Annotated in this window: 18 protein-coding genes; 6 read left to right on the top strand and 12 right to left on the bottom strand. The window is 69.4% G+C overall.

Annotation, left to right across the window (positions count from 1 at the left end; all coding sequences use genetic code 11):
• The 6 genes from ACTWJ5_RS15315 to ACTWJ5_RS15290 are packed head-to-tail and all read right to left on the bottom strand — an operon-like array spanning position 1 to position 6,334.
• A complete protein-coding gene (locus ACTWJ5_RS15315) occupies positions 1 to 1,314 on the bottom strand; it encodes a BatD family protein (RefSeq protein ID WP_074982465.1) in 1,314 nt (437 codons plus the stop codon).
• Complete coding sequence (locus tag ACTWJ5_RS15310; protein WP_444439337.1) at positions 1,311 to 2,897, bottom strand: VWA domain-containing protein; 1,587 nt, start codon at positions 2,895 to 2,897, stop codon at positions 1,311 to 1,313. The genes ACTWJ5_RS15315 and ACTWJ5_RS15310 overlap by 4 nt, the downstream gene beginning before the upstream one ends.
• 1 nt (position 2,898) lies before the next feature.
• Positions 2,899 to 3,900, bottom strand: a complete 1,002-nt coding sequence (locus tag ACTWJ5_RS15305; protein WP_253391143.1) for a vWA domain-containing protein — start codon at positions 3,898 to 3,900, stop codon at positions 2,899 to 2,901.
• Positions 3,887 to 4,393: a DUF4381 domain-containing protein gene (locus ACTWJ5_RS15300; RefSeq protein WP_444439335.1), complete on the bottom strand. Its 507-nt coding sequence runs from the start codon at positions 4,391 to 4,393 to the stop codon at positions 3,887 to 3,889. Before ACTWJ5_RS15300 ends, ACTWJ5_RS15305 begins: the two co-directional genes overlap by 14 nt.
• Positions 4,390 to 5,340 (bottom strand): DUF58 domain-containing protein, encoded by a 951-nt coding sequence (locus tag ACTWJ5_RS15295; protein ID WP_074982471.1) that lies wholly within the window; start codon positions 5,338 to 5,340, stop codon positions 4,390 to 4,392. Before ACTWJ5_RS15295 ends, ACTWJ5_RS15300 begins: the two co-directional genes overlap by 4 nt.
• A 13-nt stretch (positions 5,341 to 5,353) precedes the next feature.
• Positions 5,354 to 6,334, bottom strand: coding sequence for an AAA family ATPase (locus ACTWJ5_RS15290; RefSeq protein WP_074982474.1), 981 nt, complete (start codon positions 6,332 to 6,334; stop codon positions 5,354 to 5,356).
• A gap of 290 nt (positions 6,335 to 6,624) precedes the next feature.
• Here ACTWJ5_RS15290 and ACTWJ5_RS15285 point away from each other — a divergent pair, with 290 nt between their 5' ends.
• The 3 genes from ACTWJ5_RS15285 to ACTWJ5_RS15275 all read left to right on the top strand — a co-directional run bounded on the left by ACTWJ5_RS15285 (position 6,625) and on the right by ACTWJ5_RS15275 (position 9,858).
• The gene (locus ACTWJ5_RS15285) at positions 6,625 to 7,956 is read left to right on the top strand and encodes an OmpP1/FadL family transporter (RefSeq protein WP_083426804.1); all 1,332 of its coding nucleotides are present in this window, start codon (positions 6,625 to 6,627) and stop codon (positions 7,954 to 7,956) included.
• 65 nt (positions 7,957 to 8,021) lie between these two features.
• Positions 8,022 to 8,690 (top strand): DUF3313 domain-containing protein, encoded by a 669-nt coding sequence (locus ACTWJ5_RS15280; RefSeq protein WP_074982477.1) that lies wholly within the window; start codon positions 8,022 to 8,024, stop codon positions 8,688 to 8,690.
• A 142-nt stretch (positions 8,691 to 8,832) separates the two neighbouring features.
• Positions 8,833 to 9,858, top strand: a complete 1,026-nt coding sequence (locus ACTWJ5_RS15275; RefSeq protein WP_074982478.1) for an AraC family transcriptional regulator — start codon at positions 8,833 to 8,835, stop codon at positions 9,856 to 9,858.
• Positions 9,859 to 9,927: 69 nt separating this feature from the next.
• Here the strand turns inward: ACTWJ5_RS15275 and ACTWJ5_RS15270 are convergent, their stop codons facing one another.
• Together ACTWJ5_RS15270 and ACTWJ5_RS15265 are read right to left on the bottom strand one after the other, a co-directional pair.
• Positions 9,928 to 10,434, bottom strand: coding sequence for a DUF3015 domain-containing protein (locus ACTWJ5_RS15270; protein WP_074982479.1), 507 nt, complete (start codon positions 10,432 to 10,434; stop codon positions 9,928 to 9,930).
• A gap of 133 nt (positions 10,435 to 10,567) precedes the next feature.
• On the bottom strand, positions 10,568 to 12,181 hold the full coding sequence (locus ACTWJ5_RS15265; protein WP_444439598.1) for a mechanosensitive ion channel family protein: 1,614 nt from the start codon (positions 12,179 to 12,181) through the stop codon (positions 10,568 to 10,570).
• 698 nt (positions 12,182 to 12,879) lie between these two features.
• On the opposite strand from ACTWJ5_RS15265, the gene ACTWJ5_RS15260 reads away from it, so the two are divergent.
• Positions 12,880 to 14,226: a chloride channel protein gene (locus ACTWJ5_RS15260; protein ID WP_256515141.1), complete on the top strand. Its 1,347-nt coding sequence runs from the start codon at positions 12,880 to 12,882 to the stop codon at positions 14,224 to 14,226.
• Between the two features lie 228 nt (positions 14,227 to 14,454).
• Here ACTWJ5_RS15260 and epsC read toward each other — a convergent pair whose 3' ends face one another.
• Positions 14,455 to 15,405: a serine O-acetyltransferase EpsC gene (gene epsC / locus ACTWJ5_RS15255; protein ID WP_009620203.1), complete on the bottom strand. Its 951-nt coding sequence runs from the start codon at positions 15,403 to 15,405 to the stop codon at positions 14,455 to 14,457.
• 314 nt (positions 15,406 to 15,719) lie between these two features.
• Between epsC and ACTWJ5_RS15250 the strand changes: the two genes are divergently transcribed.
• Entirely contained in the window at positions 15,720 to 17,291 is a 1,572-nt protein-coding gene (locus ACTWJ5_RS15250) for a GGDEF domain-containing protein (RefSeq protein ID WP_116426103.1), read from the top strand.
• Positions 17,292 to 17,313: 22 nt separating this feature from the next.
• Here ACTWJ5_RS15250 and ACTWJ5_RS15245 read toward each other — a convergent pair whose 3' ends face one another.
• The 3 genes from ACTWJ5_RS15245 to ACTWJ5_RS15235 all read right to left on the bottom strand — a co-directional run bounded on the left by ACTWJ5_RS15245 (position 17,314) and on the right by ACTWJ5_RS15235 (position 19,841).
• The gene (locus tag ACTWJ5_RS15245) at positions 17,314 to 17,553 is read right to left on the bottom strand and encodes a hypothetical protein (RefSeq protein ID WP_074982492.1); all 240 of its coding nucleotides are present in this window, start codon (positions 17,551 to 17,553) and stop codon (positions 17,314 to 17,316) included.
• A 1,069-nt stretch (positions 17,554 to 18,622) separates the two neighbouring features.
• On the bottom strand, positions 18,623 to 19,264 hold the full coding sequence (locus ACTWJ5_RS15240) for a DUF1109 domain-containing protein (RefSeq protein WP_253392789.1): 642 nt from the start codon (positions 19,262 to 19,264) through the stop codon (positions 18,623 to 18,625).
• Entirely contained in the window at positions 19,251 to 19,841 is a 591-nt protein-coding gene (locus ACTWJ5_RS15235; RefSeq protein WP_116426101.1) for a sigma-70 family RNA polymerase sigma factor, read from the bottom strand. The genes ACTWJ5_RS15240 and ACTWJ5_RS15235 overlap by 14 nt, the downstream gene beginning before the upstream one ends.
• 232 nt (positions 19,842 to 20,073) lie before the next feature.
• Here ACTWJ5_RS15235 and ACTWJ5_RS15230 point away from each other — a divergent pair, with 232 nt between their 5' ends.
• Positions 20,074 to 20,361: a BufA1 family periplasmic bufferin-type metallophore gene (locus ACTWJ5_RS15230; protein ID WP_444439330.1), complete on the top strand. Its 288-nt coding sequence runs from the start codon at positions 20,074 to 20,076 to the stop codon at positions 20,359 to 20,361.
• The last annotated feature ends 9 nt before the right edge of the window (positions 20,362 to 20,370 follow it).

Genomic DNA, 20,370 nt, shown 5'->3' with positions numbered 1-20,370 from the left:
TCATGGGTTCAACGGCTTGAGGCTGCAGCGCGCCGGTGGCGGGCTGTCGTGTTCGGCGACGGCCTTCGGCAGCCCGGGCAGGGCCTCGAGCAACTGCGCCGAAGTGTCTGCGCGGTGTTCGCGTCCATAGCGAGTTCTGAAAAACGCTAGCAAATAATTGACAGTCGGTTCGGGCAATTGCCCAAAGGCGCTGCTCATTTCGCGACATCCCGTGCGCCGGCGCAGCCACAGGTACAGCGCCCCCAGTTGCGGCGGCGAGCCCGCCAGCTGCGGGCGCACCTGGCGCCAGGCGTATTCGGGCGAAGCCAGCCAGGCCTCGCGGCGGTGCTGGCGCCAGGCGCGCCACTGGCCGACCAGCGGCGCGCCCCAGGTGTTCGCGGCCCAGGCCAGGGCCGCCAGCAGCACCAGGGCGAGGCCGACCACCAGCCAGTGCCCGGCGATGTGCAGCTGGGCCCGCTGGCCCAGGCGGCGCAGGTCCTCGGTGATGGAGAACGGCGCCTGGTAGCCGGCCTCGCCCTTGGCCTCCAGCGCCAGGGCCGGCAGCGTGGCGGTGTGCTGCTCGCCCGTGCTGGCGTCCCACCAGTGCAGCTCGATGGCCGGCAGGCTGTAGTGCCCGGCCTCGCTCACCACGTAGGTCGCCGCATCCTCGCGCTGGCCGCCATCCACGCCGCCACGGCCATCGCCCAGGGGCCCCACGCTGGGCGACTGCACATAGCGCTTAAGGCCGTCCACCTCGGCGAACACCGGCGCCGGGATGAGCATCGCCTGGGCCCCTTCGGCCTGCACGCGCAGGCGCCGGGTGACGCTGTCGCCCACCCGCAGCGGCTTGTGCGAAAGCTCCAGCGCCTGGCTGAAGGTCAGTTGCCGGGCCACCAGGCGCTGCCCCGCGGCCTCCCCGCCGGCGGGCTCGCGGGCAGTGAAATGCAGGGCCTGGGTGCTCACCGTCTGCGGCCCGCTGCCCTGCCCCGGCTGCACCTGGATGGCCAGGGCGGGAATGTCGAAGGCGCGGGCCTGCTGCGGGGTGATCTGGTAGCTGTAGCGCAGGCCGAAGAACGGCTTGCCGTCGATCTGCTCGTTCAGGTGCGTGGCCTCGCCGCTGGGCACCGAGACCACCGCGCCGTCCAGCGTCAACTTGGGCAACTGCGGCGCGGCGCTGAACCAGGTGTCCACCAGCACGTCCACCTGCAGATCGAGGGTGCCGCCCACCAGCACCGAATCGCCCGGCAGCAACTGGCTGCGCACCTTCACCACGGGGTCGTCGGCCAGGGCCGGCAGCGACAGGGCCAGCAGCAGGCACAGCAACAGGCGCTTCATGGGCTGGCCTCCGTGGCCGGGGCGTGGGCGGCGTCCTGCAGCAGGAACTTGCGCTTGAGGAAGCGCGCCGGCGAGGTGGTCAGGTTGCTCAGCCACTGCTCGTCGGAGCTGGCCTGGCCGGTCTGGCTGGGCACCGTCTTGCCCTTGCCGGCGGTGTTGTCGAACACCTCCTTGTCGGCCTTCTCGTCCGGCGGTCCGGCCTCCTGCTGGGCGTCGTGGTCCTTCTGCAGGGCCTCGGCCAGGGCCAGGTTGGCCTGCGCCTCGGGGAACTGCGGCTGGCGCGCCAGGGCCTGACGATAGGCGGCGATGGCCTGCTCGAACTTGGACAGGTGCACGTAGGTGTTGCCCAGGTAGAAGTACGCCGGCGCCGTGTCCAGCCGGGCGAAGGTGGCCAGGGCCAGTTGATAGTCCGCCGCGCGGTAGGCGGCGATGCCCTTCCAGTAGGTGTCCTGGAAGTGCGCCGCAGCCTGCGGGTAATGCTCGTGCTCGAAGGCCCAGCGGCCCTGCTGGTCGGCCGTGAAGAAGGCGTCCGCCAGCGGCCCCGCGTGGGCCGGCGGCGCCGCCCAGCCCAGGCCCAGGGCCAGCAGCGCCGCGCCCATCCAGTGCACCTGCCAGCCCTTGCGGATACCCAGCAGCGCCAGCACCAGCAACGGCCAGCACAGCCAGTAGCCGGCATCCTTCCAGTGCAGCTCGCGGCCGTCGTCCTGGGCCGCCTGGAAGTGCTGCTGGGCGTGCAGTTCGATCCAGTCCAGGTCGTCGTCGTTCAGCGTCAGGCTGCCCAGGGGCGCGTCGGCGGCGTCGGCCAGGCCCTTCAGGCCCTCGGCGTCGAAGCGCGCCAGCAGCGGCCGGCCCTCGGCGTCCTCCTGCCCGCCCTTGAGCAGGCCGCCGTCCTGGCTGCCCACGGCCAGCACCAGCACCTGCAGTTCGCTGTCCTGCAGGGCCTTGCCGATGGCCGCGAACTGCTCGCGGTCGGCGCCGTCGGTGACCAGCACCAGGGTGCCCGGCGCCTGCTCGGCGGCCAGCAGACGCTTGGCCACCTCGATGGCGCCCAGGGCGTCCTTGCCCTGGCGCTCGATCAGGTTGCTGGCCAGGGCCTGGAGGAAGCTGTCCAGCAGCGCCGGGTCCTCGGTGGCCGGCAGCACCAGGTGCGCACTGCCGGCGTAGGCCAGCAGCGCGGTGCGGCCGCCGGCGCGGCGCTGGATGAGGTCGTGCAGCTTGTGCTTGGCCGCCTCCAGGCGCGAGGGCGGCACGTCGTCGGCGTCCATCGAGGGCGACAGGTCCAGGGCCAGGATCAGCGGCGCGCGGTTGTCGAGGAAGGCCGGGCGGTCCTGCTCCCAGGTCGGCCCGGCGGCGGCGATGCCGCCCAGCACCAGCAAGGCGCCGAGCAGGTGCACCGGGCGCAGGCGCTGGTTGTCCTGCGGGGTGATCACCAGGTGCTGCAGCAGGTGCGGGGCGATGATGCCGTCCAGGCGCCGCACCAGGTCGTGGCGGCGCGTCCACAGCAGCGGCAGGAGCACGCCCGGCAGCAGCGTCAGCAGCCACAGCGGGCGCAGGAAGTGGAAGGCGGCGAGGTCGATGTCCATCTCAACCCTCCGCCTGCGCCTGGCGCCGGCCCGGCGTACTGACACGCCCGGCCAGGGCCGCCAGGCCGTGGGCCAGCACCAGGGCCAGCAGCGCGGCACCCAGGGGCAGCCAGAACAGGTCGCGCTTGGGCTGGTGGCTGAAGGTCTTCACCTTGTGCGGGGTGATCCGGTCGAGGGTCGCATACACCTGCTGCAGGGCGCCGCTGTCGCCGGCGCGGAAGAAACGCCCGCCGGTGGTCTGGGCGATGCCGCGCAGGCTGTCCAGGTCCACCTTGGCCTCGCCGCTGGCGGCGGGGTCGCCGATGCCGATGGTGTGCACCACGATGCCGCGCTCGCGGGCCATGGCCGCCGCGTGGTCCGGGGTGATGGCGCTGGCGGTGTCGTTGCCGTCGGTGAGCAGGATCAGCACTTTTTCCTGCTCCTTGGCGTCGGCCAGCAGCTTGATGGTCAGGCCGATGGCGTCGCCCAGCGCGGTGTTGGGCCCGGCCATGCCGATGCCCACTTCGTCCAGCAGCGTCGACAGGCTGGCGTGGTCCAGCGTCGGCGGGGCCTGGGGGAAGGCGCCGGTGCCGAAGACGATCAGGCCGATGCGGTCGTCCTTGCGCTTGGCGATGAAGTCGCGCACCACGCTCTTCACCGCGGTCAGGCGGTCCACCTTCTGCCCGCCCGAGTCGGTGTAGTCACGGGTTTCCATGGACTGGGAGATGTCCAGCGCCAGCATCAGGTCGCGGATCGGCCGCTCCTTCTCGATGGGCTTCTCCACCAGCACCGGGCGCGCGCAGGCGGCCACCAGCAGGGCCCACACCAGCAGGTTGAGCGCCAGTTGCCAGCGCCCGCCGCCGGCCTTGCCGTTGCCCGGCGCCTGGCCGGTGGCGCGGCTCATGGCGGCGAAGAACGGCACACGCAGGGCGCTGCGCGACTCGTGGTAGGCGCGCAGGTAGCGGTACACCAGCCAGGGCAGCGGCAGCAGGAACAGCAGCCAGGGGTAGTCAAACTGCCACATGGTGGGCCTCGATCCAGTGCCGGCAGGCCGCCAGCAATGCCTGTACGTCGCCGTCGGCCAGCGCCTGCAGGCGCTCCGCCGGGGCATAGGCCAGCAGCGCCAGGCGCTGCGCCAGGTCCGCCGGCAAGGGGGTGGCGCTGCGCCGCTGCAGGAACGCCTGCCACTGCTCCCCGCCCAGCCGCGCCGCGGCCTCGCCCCCGGGCAGCGACAGGGCCACGCGCTTGAGCAGCTGCGGCAGTTCGCGCAGGGCGCCCAGGCGGCGCTGCGGATCGTCCAGGGCGGCGCTCAACTCTTCCAGCAGGGCCAGGGCCTCGCGCCGGTAGCGGTCGCGCCGCCAGCGCAGGTAGCGCCAGATGCCCCAGGCCACCAGCAGCGCCAGCAACACCAGCGCCAGCACCAGCCAGCCCCAGGTCTGCGGCCAGTAGCCGGTGGCCGGCGGCGGCAGGGCCAGCTCCTGCAGCTGGTCGATGCTCGGTACCGCGGCGAGGCTCATCGCGGCACGCCCGATAGCCGGCCCAGCTCGCCGCGCAATTGCTCCAGGCTCTCGCGGCCGGTGCTGAACATCATCAACGGCACCTGGCTGCGGCGCAGCAAGGTGGCCACGTCCTTCAGGCGCCCGGAAAGGAACTCGCCCAGGGGCCGGTGCACCTGGCGCCGCCCCACTTCCAGCTCCACCTGCAGCTCGCCCTGGGTCACGGTGACGCGGCCGCGGTCGGGAATCTTCAGGGCGATGGGGTCGAACACCTGCAGTGCCAGCACGTCGTTGTGCGCGCCCAGCTGGCGCAGCAGCTGCAGGGTCTGCGGGCCGACGCCGGCGAAGTCGCTGATGATCACGATCAGCGCGTCGTGCCCGGCCACCGCCAGGCATTCGCGCAGCACCCGGTCGAGCTGCCCCGGCGACTCGTCGTCGGTGCGTGTCGCGTGAAGCGAATGGTTGTGGCGGATCACCGCCGAGCACAGCGCCTCGACCCGCGCGCGGCTGCGCAGCGGGCGCACGTAGTCGATGCGCTGGTCGCCGAACACCAGCCCGCCCACCCGGTCGCCGGCGTGGAAGGCCATCCAGGCGCCGATGGCCGCCAGCTCCGCCGCGGTCACCGACTTGAAGTAGCGCCGCGAGCCGAAATACATGCTCATGCGCTGGTCCACCAGCAGCAGCGTCGGGCGGTCGCGCTCCTCGGTGTAGCTGCGCACGAAGGGCTTGCCGTAGCGCAGCGAGGCGCGCCAGTCGAGGTGCCGCAGGTCGTCCCCGGGGCTGTACTGGCGCAGCTCGTCGAAGCTCAGCCCGCGGCCGCGCAGGCGCGCCGCATGGTTGCCGGAAAGCACGCTGGACAGCGGCTGCCGCGACAGGAAACTGAGCCCGCGCACCTGGTGCTCCAGCAGCATCAGTTGCTCCAGCGAGGCATAGACGAAGCCGTCGGCGACGGGTGTTGCAGGGGCCATGGCTACCCTCCCCTCAGGCCGGTACCGCGACCTTGTCGAGCAGGCGGTCGACCACCTGCTCGGCGCTCACGCCATCGGCCACGGCGTCGTAGGACAGCAGCAGGCGGTGGCGCAGCACCGGGTGCAGCACGGCGCGCACGTCATCGGGCGAAACGTAGTCGCTGCCGGCCAGCCAAGCGTGGGCACGCGCCACCCGGTCCAGGCTGATGCCCCCGCGCGGGCTGGCGCCCACCTTGATCCAGCGCGCCAGGTCCGCGTCGTAGTCGGCCGGGCGGCGGGTGGCGTTGATCAGGTCGATCAGGTAGCGGTCGATGGCCTCGGCCACGTGCACCTGGCCGACCTCGCGGCGGGCGGCGAAGATCGCCTCCTGGGCCAGCGGCGCCGGGGCCTCGGCGGGCGCGCCGGCTTGCTGGCGCTGCTCCTCGGCGCGCACCAGGCGCAGCACCTGGGTCTCGTCCTCGACCTTGGGATAGTCGATCAGCAGCTTCATCAGGAAGCGGTCCATCTGCGCCTCGGGCAGCGGGTAGGTGCCCTCCTGCTCGATGGGGTTCTGCGTGGCCAGCACCATGAACAGCCCGGGCATGGCGTGGGTCTGCCCGGCCACGGTGATCTGGCGCTCCTCCATGGCCTCCAGCAGCGCCGCCTGGACCTTGGCCGGGGCGCGGTTGATCTCGTCGGCGAGGATCACGTTGCCGAACAGCGGGCCGGGCTGGAACTTCAGCTGGTTGCCGCTTTCGGTCTGCTGCAGGATCTCGCCGCCGGTGATGTCCGAGGGCAGCAGGTCGGGGGTGAACTGGATGCGGCTCATGCGCGCGTCCAGGTTCTTCGACAGGGCCTTGACCGTGCGCGTCTTGGCCAGGCCCGGCAGGCTTTCCAGCAGCACATGGCCGTTGGCCAGCAGGCCCAGCATGATATTGCGGATGGTCTGTTCCTGGCCCAGAACCTGCGCACCGACGCTGGCTTCCAGATTGGCGATCTGCTCACGTGTGGTCACTGTCGTTTTCCTTGTTCCGGCCGTCGCGTCGTATTCGTTTCCCTGCGGCGGGCGCGCCATGCCTGGCGCTTTGCCATTCCACTGCGCTGGCGCAGGGATGCCGTAACTCTAGTCCGCGGTTCGGCCGACGCCACGGGAAAACCGGCAATGTCGTGTAATGAGCATCCCCCGACGAACCGCAGAGTCGGCGAGATTGCGCAACCGCTGTCAGTATCTAGGCTGGACAGTGTCACCACACTCCCCCGAAGGGGTGGTTCACCTGCACGGCAGGTAGTAATCCCCGTGCCTGCATGACCGATAACGAGCAAAAGGAAGCGCTGCCAGTGGCGAGCAACAACCTCCGTCGTCTGCATTTGCACCCAGCCATACTGGCAGGTGCACTGGGGCTGGCCGCCGGCAATGCCTGGGCGGCCGATGCGCTGATCTACGAAGTGGGCCAGGAAGGCACGGGCCTGGCCAACGCCGGCTCGGCGGCGCTGGCCCGCGACCCCAGCGTGCTGATGAGCAACCCGGCGGGCATCGCCGCGCTGGCCGGCACCCAGATCAACGCCAACGGCCAGGTGCTGCTGGGGCACTACAAGTTCTCCCGCGACGATGCCAACCAGTTCGACGGCAACGAAGGCGGCAACGGCCTCAAATACCTGCCCGGCGCCAGCTTCTTCGTCAGCCACCGCATCGACGAGCGCAACGCCATCGGCTTTGGCATCTACGGCAACTTCGGCCTGGCGGTGGACTATGACGACGACTGGGCCGGCCGCTACTTCACCCAGGAGGCGTCGCTGCTCAGCGTGTCCTTCCAGCCGACCCTGGCGCACAAGTTCACCGACAAGCTCTCCGTCGGCATCGGCCCGCGCCTGGTGTACGGCTACTACCGCACCGAAGTCGCGGTCAACAACAGCCTGCTCGGCCTCATCGACCGCCCCGACGGCCAGCTGGAATACAAGGACACCGACGTCGGCACCGGCTTCAACATCGGCCTGCTCTACGAGCTGAACGAGCGCACCCGCGTCGGCCTGGCCTACACCAGCAAGGTCAAGCTGGAGTTCAAGGACCGCCCGGACCTGGACGGCATCAACAACCCGTTGCTCAACGCTGCCCTGAACCGGCTGAACGTGGACAAGCTGGAACTGGACCTGAACATCCCGCAGACCGCCCTGCTCAGCCTTGCCTACGACCTCGACCCGCAATGGACGCTGCTGGGCAGCCTGGGTTGGCAGGACTGGAGCGACTTCGGCAACATCGGCGTGGAAGTCGATGCCAACGCCGGCGGCGTCAGCCGCACCGTCGACCGCAACTACAAGGACTCCTGGAACGCCTCCGTCGGCGCGCAGTACCAGGCCACGCCGAAGCTGCGCTGGAGCATGGGCCTGGGCTACGACAGCCCCATGGTGGACGACAGCGACCGCACCGTGGACAACCCCGCCGGCGCCGTCTGGCGCCTCGCCACGGGCATCAACTACGACCTGGGCGACGGCATGGACGTGCACTTCGCCTACACTCTGATGTGGCTCGGGGACATGGACGTCGAACAGACCAAGTCACGCTCCGGGACCACCCTCTCCGGCACCTACAAGAATGCCGCACTGCATGCCCTGGCCGGGGGCGTCACCTGGCGCTACTAGCGGCCAGCCCCGGTCATGTACCCGATTCCCCTACCCCGTCATTACCGTCCACAAGGAGCAACTCGATGAAGTTGAAATCGTTAGCGGTATCCGTGTGCCTGGCGTCCCTGGTGCTCTCCGGCTGCGCGAGCAAATACGTCGAACCCGAGCAGTACTCCGGTTTCCTCAAGAACTACAGCGTGCTGAAGGAAGAAAAATCGCCCTCCGGCGCTCCGGTCATGCGCTGGATCCAGCCCGGCATCGACGTCAACCGCTTCAGCAGCGTGTACGTCGAGCCGAGCCAGCTCTACCCGCAACCGCAGCCCACCGAGAAGATCCCGCAGAGCACCCTGCAGGGCATCACCAGCTACTACGACCAGGCCCTGCAGACGCAATTCGCCAAGGCCCTGCCGCTGGCCAGCGGCCCCGGCCCGGGCGTGCTGGTGGTGCGCCCGGCGATCACCGGGGTGAGCGCCTCGACCAAGGGCCTGCAGCCCTACGAGGTGATCCCCATCGCCCTGGTGGCCGCCGGCGTCAGCGCCGCCACCGGCATCCGCGACCAGGACACCAGCATCGCCACCGAGGCGGCCTTCCTCGACGGCGGCAGCAACGAGGTGGTGGCCGAGGTGGTGCGCAAGGGCGCCGGCACCGAGCTGGACAACTCCTCCCAGGTGATGAAGGCCTCGGACGCCCGCGCGGTGCTCGATGGCTGGGCCTCGGACATGGTCAAGTCGTACCAGGCACTGAAGAAGTGACACCTTGCCGCCCGGCGCCTTCGCGGCGCCGGGTGGTTCTCCGCCCCCCCTTCCGCAAACGACAGCTCATCGCCCCGGCGTGCAGGCGCCGCCTCCGCGGCCATACTCACGAACAACCCACTCGCTACACACAAGAACAGCCATGGATAGCATTCGCGGTACTGCCTTTCTCAAATTCGGCGAACTGGTCGCCGAGCGCGGCGCCTGCGTGCGCGACTTTCTCGCCCCTTATCGCATCGGCCTGGACGTGGTCGGCAGCTTCGACAAACAACTGCCCTACAAGAGCCTGGTGCAGATCTTCGAGGGCAGCGCCCAGGCCCTCCAGTTGCCGCACTTCGGCCTGGAGCTGGCCACCCGCCAGGGTTTCGCGCTGGCCGGTCCGCTGCAGCAACTGGCCCACTCCGCGCCCACGGTGGGCGATGCGCTGGTGGCGGTGATCCGCTACATGAGCGTCTACAGCCCCTCGATCCTGTTCCGCCTGGAGCGCCGCCCCAACCAGGCGCTGCTGTACTTCGACAACGCTCTGCCCAGCAACACCGAAACGCCGCAGATCGTGGAGAAATCGGTGCTGCACGGCAAACTGCTGATCAGCGAGCTGACCGGCCGCCCGTGGCAGCCCAAGGCCGTGATGTTCCGCCACCAGGCCCTCGGCGAAATGGCGACCTATCGCGACTACTTCGGCTGCTCCGCACTGTTCGGCCAGGACCACAACGCCCTGGTCATGCCCGTGGAGGTCCTGCAGCGCGCCTGCCTCCACCACGACGCCACCCTGCACGCCATCGTGCGCTTCTACCTAGAGGCCCATGGCGACGTCGACGACGACCTGGGTGCGAAGGTGGCGCACAAGATCCAGACGCTGCTGCCGAGCCACCGCTGCAACCTGGAACAGGTCGCGTACTCCCTCGGCCTGCATCCCAGGACGCTGCAGCGGCGCCTATCCGACAACGGCGTCGACTTCGAGCAACACCTGGAGCGCATCCGCCGCCGCCAGGCCACACAGATGCTGCGCCACACCACCCTGGGCGTGGCGCAGATCGCCGGCGAACTGGGCTACCGGCGCACCACCTCGTTCTGCCGCGCGCACCAGCGCTGGTTCGACATGACACCCCTGGAGCATCGGCGCCTGCACGGCGACCCCGGCGTCGTGCAGATGGCAACCGGCGAGTAGCGCCACCACGGCCCCGGCCGGATGAACGAAAAATGCCCTCCGAAGAGGGCATTTTTCGTTGCGGACGCGTCAGGCCGGCTGGCGGGCGTAGCGGGCCAGCACATTGTCGCGGCTCATCACCGCCAGGGTGTTGGCGTAGACCTGCTCGCCGGTGGTGTCCTTGCTGGCGAAGATCTCGCCGAAGTGCTGCCGGGTGACCTGGGCGAAGTGGGCGCGGTCCTGGGGCTGCACGCCCAGCAGGGTGGCGTAGGCGTCCAGCGCCTCGCCGTGGCCCTTGGCCATGTCCTCGGCGATGTTGTCGAGCATGCCGTTCATGGCGAAGATCGAACGGCCGCCGTAGCCCAGGCGCGCATCGGAGTTGCAGCCGTTGGTGCCGGAGGTCAGGCCGAAGGTGGCGTTGCCCGAAGTGCCGTTGGTGGTGGTCGCCAGCAGGTGCGGGAACAGCCCGCGCTGCCCTTCGAACACCATGTTGCCCCAGCCGCAGCCGTTGCCCCCGGCCTCATCGGCCTGGGCCAGCAGGCTGGCGGCGCTCAGTACGGCGAAGATCGCGCTCTTGGTCAACAGTTGACTTCTCATGGGATCGGTCCTTGCTCGGTGAACTTCATCGACATGCGCTATCCAGTATGGCCTCCAGCGCTGGAACACGCGGCTCGCCTACAGGTTTAGGCAACGATCGAGCGGCTTTCAAACCAGCCCGGCCCATGTATTTTCATTTCCCGCCACGCCCTTCCCCCCCGGCCGGCGGCGTGGCCGGCGCGCTGTACCACTTGTCCCGCGGCACCCGCTTCTCCTGCGCGGGGTCGCCCAGGTAGTGCGGCGACATGATCTGCACGCCGTACTCGTTGAACACGTCCTGGATGTTGGCGTGCAGCAGGCTCAGCAGCTCCGCGCGCGGGCGCGGCTCGCTGGGCACGGCCTGGGCCACCAGGCGGTACTCCGGGTAGAAGTCCGACAGCCCGGTCTGGAACACCTGCGGCCGGGGCTTCTCGAGGATGCCGTCGGTGCGCCTGGCGGCTTCGACCAGCATCGCCTCCACCTGGCGCCAGGGCGTGTCGTAGCCGATGGTGACAACGGTGTCGACGATGTAGCCGGCGCCCTGCACGGCGCGCGAATAGTTGCGCGTCACCGAGCCGGTGATCATCGAGTTGGGCAGCGTCAGCACCTCGCCCAGGCCGGTGCGGATGGTGGTGTTGAACATGCCCACCTCGGTGACCGTGCCCTCGTTGTCGCCCACCCGCACGTACTCGCCCACCTTCAGCGTGCGCGAATAGGTGAGGATGAGCCCGGCGGCGGCCTGGCCGACCATGCTCGACGCGCCCAGGGAAATCATCAGGCCCAGCAGCACGGAAAGGCCCTTGAAGGCATCGGTGCCCGAGCCCGGCAGGTACGGGTAGGCCATCACCAGGGCGAACAGCCAGATGGCCAGGGAGGTCAGCCGCGTGGTCGGCTGCAGGGTTTCCACGGTCAGCCAGCGGATGCTCCCGGGGCGCGCCAGGCGTTCCAGCAGGCGCCGGCTGAAGGCGCTCACGCCGCGGGCGATGAAGAAGATCGCCACGGCCACGGCGAGGCCGGGAATGGCGCCGACGATGCCGTCCAGCAGGTAGTTGGCCAGCTCCAGCAGGTACAGGTTGAGGCCCTCGCCCCAGGGCCGGGTGTAGGGGAACTGCGAGAGCACGAAGCTCAGCCACTTGTAGCCGCACAGCAGCACGAACACCCAGTAGAGCAGCGCCAGCAGGCGGTCCACCAGGTAGAACACGTACTGCATGTCGAACAGCGGCGTGTGCCCGACCTTGATCTGGTAGGTGCGCTCGCGCATCAGCTGCGGCAGCAGCCCGCGCAGCTTGCGCCGCAGGTAGCCGGCGCCCTTGAGCAACGCCGCGTAGACCAGCGTGGCCAGGGCCGAGAAGCCCAGGGCCGTGAGCAGAAAGCGCAGGCTGCGCGCCTGGCCGGTCTCCTCCACCACCAGGCGCAGGTTCGCCGCCGCCTGGGCGGCCGCCTCCTGCACCGAGCCGCCGGGCGGGTCCAGGTCCAGCGGCACGACGATGAAGGCGCGCCGGCCGCCCAGCAGCACTAGTTGGCTGTGCAGGATGGCGTCGATGCTCACCGTCAGCTCATCGGTGCCCTGCAACGCCTCCTCGATCACCGCCTTGGCCCTCTGCGCGCGGGCCGCCGGCGTCTCGCCGAGCAGGGTGGCGCGGAACACGACGATGCTGCGGTTGGCCACCTTCAGCTCCGCCGGCACGCCCGGCACCCCTTCCGTGGCGTCGGCCGGCATCTGCGCCAGGGCCCAGCCCGGCAACGCGACGCAGAGCAACAACAGCATGCCGAACCAGCGCCTCATTCACTCCGCTCCTTGGCCCCTCGCTACGGGCGTCGATGACGATCCAGCGGGCGAATGCGACCGCCCTGGCTCAAGCGTAGCCACTGCCGCGGCAGTCGTCGGCCCGGCGCAGCGAACTCTCGAAACCCTCGACTGCGCCACACTTCGCCAGCGAAGCGGCCATCGCCATCGGCTATACCTGGGGTGTCGCCCACCCGGTTACGGACGGGCGGCTCTCGTGTTCCGATGCAATGGCCTACTGGCCCGCCACGTTGCGGGCGAGCGCTCCCCGCCGGGCCCGGCCAGGCTCCTGGGCTCGGCCCTGGCGGGGGCCTGTCGTTCAGGAAGGACGAGAGCATTCTTATGCCCGCTCGCCAGCCCAACCGTAGGGCGCATAACGCCCCAGGCGTTACCTATGTGTCCCGGCAGAACATTTGCAAAACCCATCGCCTACCCTGCCGGCACAATCGCGGACAAAGTCCGCTCCTGCGCGGCAGGCTAGCACGGCTTTTCGTAGGAGCGAGCACCCCGGCGCAGTGGGCAAGACAGTTGTTCCTACGGGATAACATCGCGTCTCCGTCCACGATTCGCATGCAGGGCGAGCGCCTGCACGGGAAAACGTGGAGACACCTGAACGCGAAGTGCAAGGCGATGGCAAGACGGCCATAATCCGCCCTTGCCCCGCGATCCAGGCCCCGTCGATGTCCGAACAGCCCAGCCCCGCCAACGCAGAACCCGCCCCCACCGCCCGCCTCCGGCGCTTCCGACGGCCACGCTGGCTGGAATGGCGACAGCGCCTGGCGTTCTGGGTCGGCGCGCTGCTGGTGGGCCTGGTGGCGCTGGCCTTCGCCTGGCTCGCGGACCAGTCCTTCGCCCTGTTCAAGCGCATGCTCGGCATCGCGCCCTGGCTGCCGCTGCTGGTCACCCCGGCGGGGTTCGCCCTGCTGGCCTGGATCACCCAGCGCTGGTTCGGCGAGGCCAAGGGCAGCGGCATTCCCCAGGTGATCGCCGCGCTGGAGTCGCCCTCGCGGCGCTTCCGCGCCCGGGTACTGGCGCTGCCGGTGGCCGCCGTGCGCATGCTCTTCACCCTGGGCGCGCTGCTGGTGGGCGGCTCGGTGGGCCGCGAAGGGCCCACGGTGCACGTCGGCGCCGCGGTCATCTACGCCTTCGGCCGGCGCCTGGGGCTGCATGGCCGGCGCACCATCGCCGGGCTGATCCTCGCCGGCGGCGCGGCCGGCATCGCCGCGGCCTTCAACACCCCGCTGGCGGGCATCGTGTTCGCCATCGAGGAACTCAGCCGCACCTTCGAGCAGCGCTTCAGCGGCCTGGTGCTGACCGCGGTGCTGATCGGCGGCGCCGTCACCCTCGGCCTGATGGGCCACTACTCCTATTTCGGCGAGATCGGCGGCAGCCTGCCGGCCGGCTGGGGCTGGAGCGAGGTGCCGGCCTGCGCCCTGCTCGGCGGCCTGCTGGGCGGGCTCTACGTCAAGCTGGTGCTGCCCACCCAGGCCGGCTGGCTGGGCCGCATGTGCCGCCTGCGCGAGCGCTGGCCGGTACGCTTCGCCGCCGCCTGCGGCCTGCTGCTGGCGCTGCTGGGGCTGGCCTCGGGCAACCACGTGTTCGGCACCGGCTACGAGGAAACCCGCGCCCTGCTCGAAGGCCACCCGATGACCGACCAGGGCTTCGTGCTGTGGAAGTTCCTGGCCAACGTGGTGTCCTACCTCGCCGGCATCCCCGGCGGCCTGTTCTCGCCCTCGCTGAGCATAGGCGCGGCCTTCGCCCCGCTGCTGTCGCAGTTGCCCGACGTCAACCCGCAGACCTGCGCGCTGCTGGGCATGGGCGCCTACCTCGCCGGCGTGACCCGCTCGCCGCTGACCGCCTCGGTGATCGTCCTGGAACTCTCCCACAGCCCCGACCTGGTCATCCCCATGCTGGCCGCCACGGTCATGGCCGCCAGCATTTCCGGCTGGATCGCCCCGGTCTCGCTGTACCACGCCCTGGCCCGGCAGGTGCTGGACAAGCTGGCGCCGGCGCAGGGAACTCGCTGACGGAACAGGCCCGCTCGCGCCAAGACGCTTTTCGTAGGATGGGTTGAGCGAAGCGATACCCATCGCCACGACCGCATGGGTTTCGCAAGCTCAACCCATCCTACGAGGGCCGTGCAGTTGCATAGTTCGGTGCAACGGATCGGACCGATCGCGGACGGAGTCCGCTCCTACGGTTCCAGGAAGCACGGTCGTAGGAGCGGACTCCGTCCGCGATTATCCGCCCTACGCCTAGTCCAGGCCCGCGTCGTTGGCCTGCTGCTGCAGGCTGGCCTGGCTGATCTGGCTGCCCGGCGGCACGCTGCGCGTCAGCCAGACGTTGCCGCCGATGGTGGAGCCCTTGCCGATGGTGACGCGCCCCAGGATGGTGGCGCCGGCGTAGATCACCACTTCGTCTTCGACGATCGGGTGGCGCGGCTGGCCCTTGTGCAGTTGGCCGGTCTCGTCGGCGGTGAAGCGCTTGGCGCCCAGGGTGACCGCCTGGTAGATGCGCACCTGCTCGCCGATGATCGCCGTTTCGCCGATCACCACGCCGGTGCCGTGGTCGATGAAGAAGCTGCCGCCGATCTGCGCGCCGGGGTGGATGTCGATGCCGGTGGCCGAGTGCGCCAGTTCGGAGATGATCCGCGCCACTAGCGGCAGGCCGGCGCGGTACAGGTGGTGCGCCATGCGGTGGTGGATGATGGCCAGCACCCCCGGGTAGCACAGCAGCACCTCGTCGACGCTGCGCGCCGCCGGGTCGCCCTGGTAGGCGGCCAGCACGTCGGAGTCCAGCAGTTGGCGCAGCAGCGGCAGGGCCAGGGCGAAGTCACGGACGATCCCCAGCGCCCGCTCCTCGATGCCGTCCTCCGCCTCGCCACGCTGGCGCGCGCTGTAGCGCAGCTCCAGGCGCGCCTGGATCAGCAGCGCGTTGAGGGCGCTGTCCAGGGTGCGCCCGACGAAGAAGTCCTCGCTCTCGTCGCGCAGGTCGTTGGGCCCCAGGCGCATGGGGAAGAGCGCGCTGGCCAGGCGCTCGACGATCTCCTCGATGGAACGCCGCGAAGGCAGCTCGCGCCCGCCCTGCTCCCGCGGCCGGCCGCTGCGGCTGCGCCATTCGCTGCGCGCCGCGCGCAGTTCCTCGACGATGCGCTCCAGTTGCCAGCCCGCCGGGCCGTTCTCGTTCTGTTTGCCAATCTCGTGCATGTATCGATACTTCCAATGCCGTGGTTCTTTTCAAGCGTAGGCCGGCTGGGCAGCCTCCGTCACCATTACCGGCCTATCCTGGGGGTTCCCGGGCCCGTCGACAAATCGCTGGCGGTTCTAAGCTCATGCCAAGCCGCCACAAACCATTGGTCAAATAATGGCTATATGCCACCAATTTCTCACCTAACATGAACCTTGGCAGGATAGACGGACGCAGCACCGGAGGACCGGCCGCTGACGGGCCGCTGCCTTGCCAGAACCCGGCGGCCCGCCGTTTCCGGCCGCCATCTACCACGCGCCACTGGAATACGTCCATGCCATCCGGGGCCATCCCCAAGCTCAACCTGCGCACGCTGATCCTGCTGTTCACCTCGCTGGCCATCCTCGCCACGCTGTTGAACGACCTCTATGCCACCTACCGGATCCAGCGCGAGACGCTGGTGCGCAATTCGCTGGAGACCAACCGCGCCTACGCGGCGAAAGTCGCCCTGACCCTCGGCCAGAGCCTCGACGCCGACCTCGGCCGGCTGCGCTACAGCGCCCAGGTGATGGGCAAGGATTTCGCCTCCCGGGCGACGATGCAGGCCGAGGCCCGGCGCCTGGCGGAGCAGGACCAGAGCTTCAACACCCTGGTGATCGCCGATGCCCAGGGCCGGATTCTCGCCTCGCACCCGCCGGCGCTCAGCGTGGCCGGCCAGAACCTGCGCTCGCGGGAGCCGCTGGAACGGCGCCAGGCGATGATCAGCCCGGCCTTCAATTCGCTGGTGGGCAACCTGATCGTCTTCGTCTCCCACCCCATCCGCAGCCCGCAAGGCGAGTACCTGGGGCTGGTCGGCGGGACCATCTACCTGCGCAAGAACAACGCGCTCAACGAGATCGTCAGCAAGCACTTCCAGACCGACGCCTCGCACCTGTACCTGGTGGACGGCAACCGTCACCTGCTGTTCCACCCCGATGCCGACCACATCGGCAAGGCCGTGGGCCGCAACGCGGCGGTGGACGCCGTGCTGCGCGGCGAGAGCGGCGCGATGCAGGTCACCGATGCCGACGGGGTGCAGATGCTGGCGGGCTATGCCCCGGTGCCCAACAGCGGCTGGGGGGTGGTCGTCCAGCAACCGATGAGCGTGCCCCTCGCCGCCCTGCGGGCGCTGATGCTCCAGGTGGTGCAGGGCATAGTGCCGATGATCCTGCTGGGGCTGGTCCTGCTCTGGTGGGCCGCCTCACGGATCAGCCAGCCCCTGAGCAGGCTCGCCGACTATGCCGAGCAACTGGACGACTCCCGCGGCATCGGCCAGGTGAGCGCCTGGTACTACGAGGCCTGGCGCATCCGCCGCGCGCTGATCCAGGGCGCGCTGCTGACCCAGGAGCGCATCGGCAAGCTCAACCACCAGGTGCTCAGCGACCCGCTGACCGGCCTGGCGAACCGGCGGATGCTGGAGGACTGCCTGCGCGACTGGGCGCTGCTGGAGAAGCCTTTCGCGGTGATCAGCATGGACATCGACCATTTCAAGCGGGTCAACGACCAATACGGCCACGACGTCGGCGACAAGGTGCTGCAGGCCTTCGCCGGCCTGCTGCGGCAGAACTGCCGCGACGGCGACGTACCCTGCCGGGTGGGTGGCGAGGAGTTCATCCTGCTGCTGCCGCTGACCGGCCTCACCGACGCCGCGGAAGTGGCGGAGCGGATCAGGCGCTCGCTGGCCGAGGCCGTCATGCCTCCGGCCGGGCAGGTCACCCTGTCGCTGGGGGTGGCCTGCTGGACGGCGGACCGGCCCGACGTCGCCGCCACGCTCAAGGAGGCGGATGAGCTGCTCTACCAGGCCAAGCAGGCCGGCAGGAACCGGGTGATGGTCCACGGCAAGGGGACCTCGACGACGGCCGCCTGACGAGCGAGTCGGCCAGGCAGGCTCACTCCAGCGGCGCGAGCCCGGCCTGGTCCTCCTCCCGGGTGTCGGGGTGCAGCGCCAATTCGATCCGGTGCGCGGCCTGCAGCAGCGCATCGGCATTCTCCTCGAGGCGTTTCGCGGCGGTGAGCAGGGCCGCGGCGGTAACGGGCGAGACGGCTTCCGCCGCGGCCTGGCGCAAGACCTGCACAGCGGAAGTCTCGTTGATGGCTGAGGCCAGCAATACCTTCCTTAGTCGTTCCATCTCCTCCTCCATCGTTGGTTGGAGCAGTGCAGGAATAGCTCTGAATTTGATGGGGTAGTGGATGAGCCGACAATCGGCAGTGTGGGGTTATGGCTTCGTTTGCGAGCCCTTGCGCCCAAACTAACCCCGTCATTCCCGCGAACGCGGGACGCGGCTCCATCGCGAACAGCGCTTGCGCTGGCCCGAAGGGGAATAACCCAGTTGCCTTGGCTTGGGTGTTTCTGCGCCGCTCCGAGTTTGCCCGACCGTCTGGTTTCGCCCCCTCGGGCGAGTCCCTTTTGTCAAACGCCACAAAAGGAACCAAAAAGGCTTGCCCCAACATACGGGCCCGATAAAGCCGGGCTACCCTCGCGAACTCCCCCGCCACGGAGGCCCGCCCCGAGGGTACGTCCCTGTAGCCCGCGGGGCTCTCGCGACATCCATGTCGCATGACCTCCTGAGCGCCGGTTTCGCTCGGCCTTCTGAAGGGGCGTTTCGGAGTGCGCGGAGGTTTCTCTGGAAATCCAAGAGCAAACGCGCTTTTGCTTTTGCTCTTCGTAGGAGCGAGCTTGCTCGCGAACCCGCCAGTCACTGGATTCCCGCGTTCGCGGGAATGACGAGGTGGAATTAGGCGTATCAGGATGACTCCGAATTCTCCGGCCACTCCGAACAGCCCCCTCTCCCTTCAGGGAGAGGGCTGGGGAGAGGGTTACGGACTCCACCCCACACCTCTGCCAACCCTGACCCCGCTCCCCCCTCCCTACCCCTCCCCCGCAAGCGGGAGAGGGGACCATTCGGCGTGAAGTGCATTCACGAAGCTCCCTGACCCCACATCCGTCTAGCCAAACCAATCGCGGACAGAGTCCGCTCCTACGGGTCCGGAATCATCAGGCATCGGAGCTTCGGCCAACGGCGTATAACCGCGAACGGTTATACGCCCTACGCGCTCACAGGATGACTCCGAACTTTCCGCCCGCTCCGGACGGCCCCCTCTCCCTCTGGGAGAGGGCTGGGGTGAGGGAACGGCGGCCAGGATTGAACACTCTTGCCGAACCCAGACACCGCTTGCCCTTCCTCGGGCGCCCCACCCTCACCAGCGCAACAGCCGCGGCCCCAGCAACGCCCCCAGCAGCGTCGGCAGCAGCATCCCCAGCAGATACCAGATGCCCCAGAAGGGCACACCCATTTCCGGGCAATGCAGGCAGTAGGCCAGGGTCGCTGTGGCGCCGGCCAGCAGGCCGCCGGCGGCGCCGGCCTGGCGCGGGCGTGTCGGCGCCAGGCCGCGCAGGGCCCAGAACACGCCGATGAAGGCCGGCAGCGAGAGCAGCGCGATGTTCAGCGGGCAGGTGCGCCAGGTGCGGCCGAAGATCAGGTCGGCGCGCGCCTCCAGCGGCGCGCCGGCCAGCGCCAGGGCGCCGCCCAGCCATACCAGCAGCACCGGCACGCACAGCGCGGCCCAGGCCGCGCCGCCGCGCACGCCCGGGCGCGCCAGGCGGCTGCACAGCCACAGCGCCAGCGGCGCCAGGCTGCCCGGCAGCGCGACCTTGGCCCAGAACAGCGGCGTGCGCGCCACCTCGGCGAGGTCGGCGCGCACGCCGTAGAGCGCCGCCACCAGCAGCAGCGCGCCCAGGCCGCCGCCCAGCAGGGCCAGGGCGAAGCGCCGGGCCAGGGCGTGCCGGTCCACCGCCGTTTCGCCGGCGGCCAGCAGGTCGATCAGCTCATCGGTCTTCATCGTTGCGCTTACCTCGAATCATGCCCGCCAGGGCCTTGAGCCCGCGGTGGATGCCTACTTTCACCGCCGAGCTGGACAGCCCGGTGAGCCGCGCCGTTTCTTCCACCGACAACCCTTCCAGCTTCACATGGACGATCGGCAGGCGCTGCCGCTCGGGCAGTTGCTGCAACAGGCGGCCGAGGTCGCGGCTGGCCTGCGCCGGTTCGCCGTCCTCGCTGGCGAAGAGTTCGTGATCATCCTCTTCCAGTGGCTGCTGCAGCGCCTCGCGACGGGCGTAGGCGCGGAAGTGGTCGGCCAGCTTGTAGCGCGCGATGGCCTGCACCCAGGCGGTCAGCGGCTGCTCGGCGCGGTAGGTGTGGCGGGCGTTGTGCACGGCCAGCAGCACCTCCTGCAACAGGTCCTCGACTTCCGCCGGGCGCTGCGCCAGGCGGCGGCGCAGGAAGGCCCGCAGGTGTACGCCAAGGGCGCCGAGAAAGTCGCGGTAGGCCGCGGCATCGCCGGCCAGGCCGCGCAACAGCAAGGCCTGGAGCTGCGCCTCGCGTGCGTTCAACTGCGCCTGGCTGGTAGTTCGTTGCATCGCTCGCCCTGGTTACACCGCGGATGAAATTTTTCTGCACGGCGCGCACCAGCCAGCATGCACACCCCGGCGGCATGAAAAAACAGGCCGCCGTTCAATACGTTAGGGCCACGCCGGGGAAATCTCAAAAAAATTTTCGCGCGCCTGTAACCGGATGGCGGCAGGCGACGAACTGGTTCATTAGCCGACGGTAAGCCTCCGCCGGCCATCCCAATCTTTCGGAGACCGCACCATGAAAAGCATCGCCCTCGCTACCGCCGCCCTGGCCCTCGCCTCCCTCGCCGGCGCCGCCATGGCTGACGACATGAACACCCAGGCCGGCGCAGGCGCCGCCATGGAGAAATGCTATGGCGTGGCCCTGGCCGGCAAGAACGACTGCAAGGCCGGCGCCGGCACCACCTGCGCCGGCAGCGCCAAGAAGGACTACGACGGCATGCACTGGAAGAACGTCCCGGCCGGCACCTGCACCTCGATCAAGACGCCCCACGGCATGGGCTCGCTGACGCCGATCAAGGCCTGAGCGGAGGCC

This window comes from Pseudomonas sp. A6 (genome assembly GCF_052367875.1).
Lineage (GTDB): Bacteria > Pseudomonadota > Gammaproteobacteria > Pseudomonadales > Pseudomonadaceae > Pseudomonas > Pseudomonas citronellolis.
This window is presented reverse-complemented; position numbering and strand designations above follow the sequence as displayed.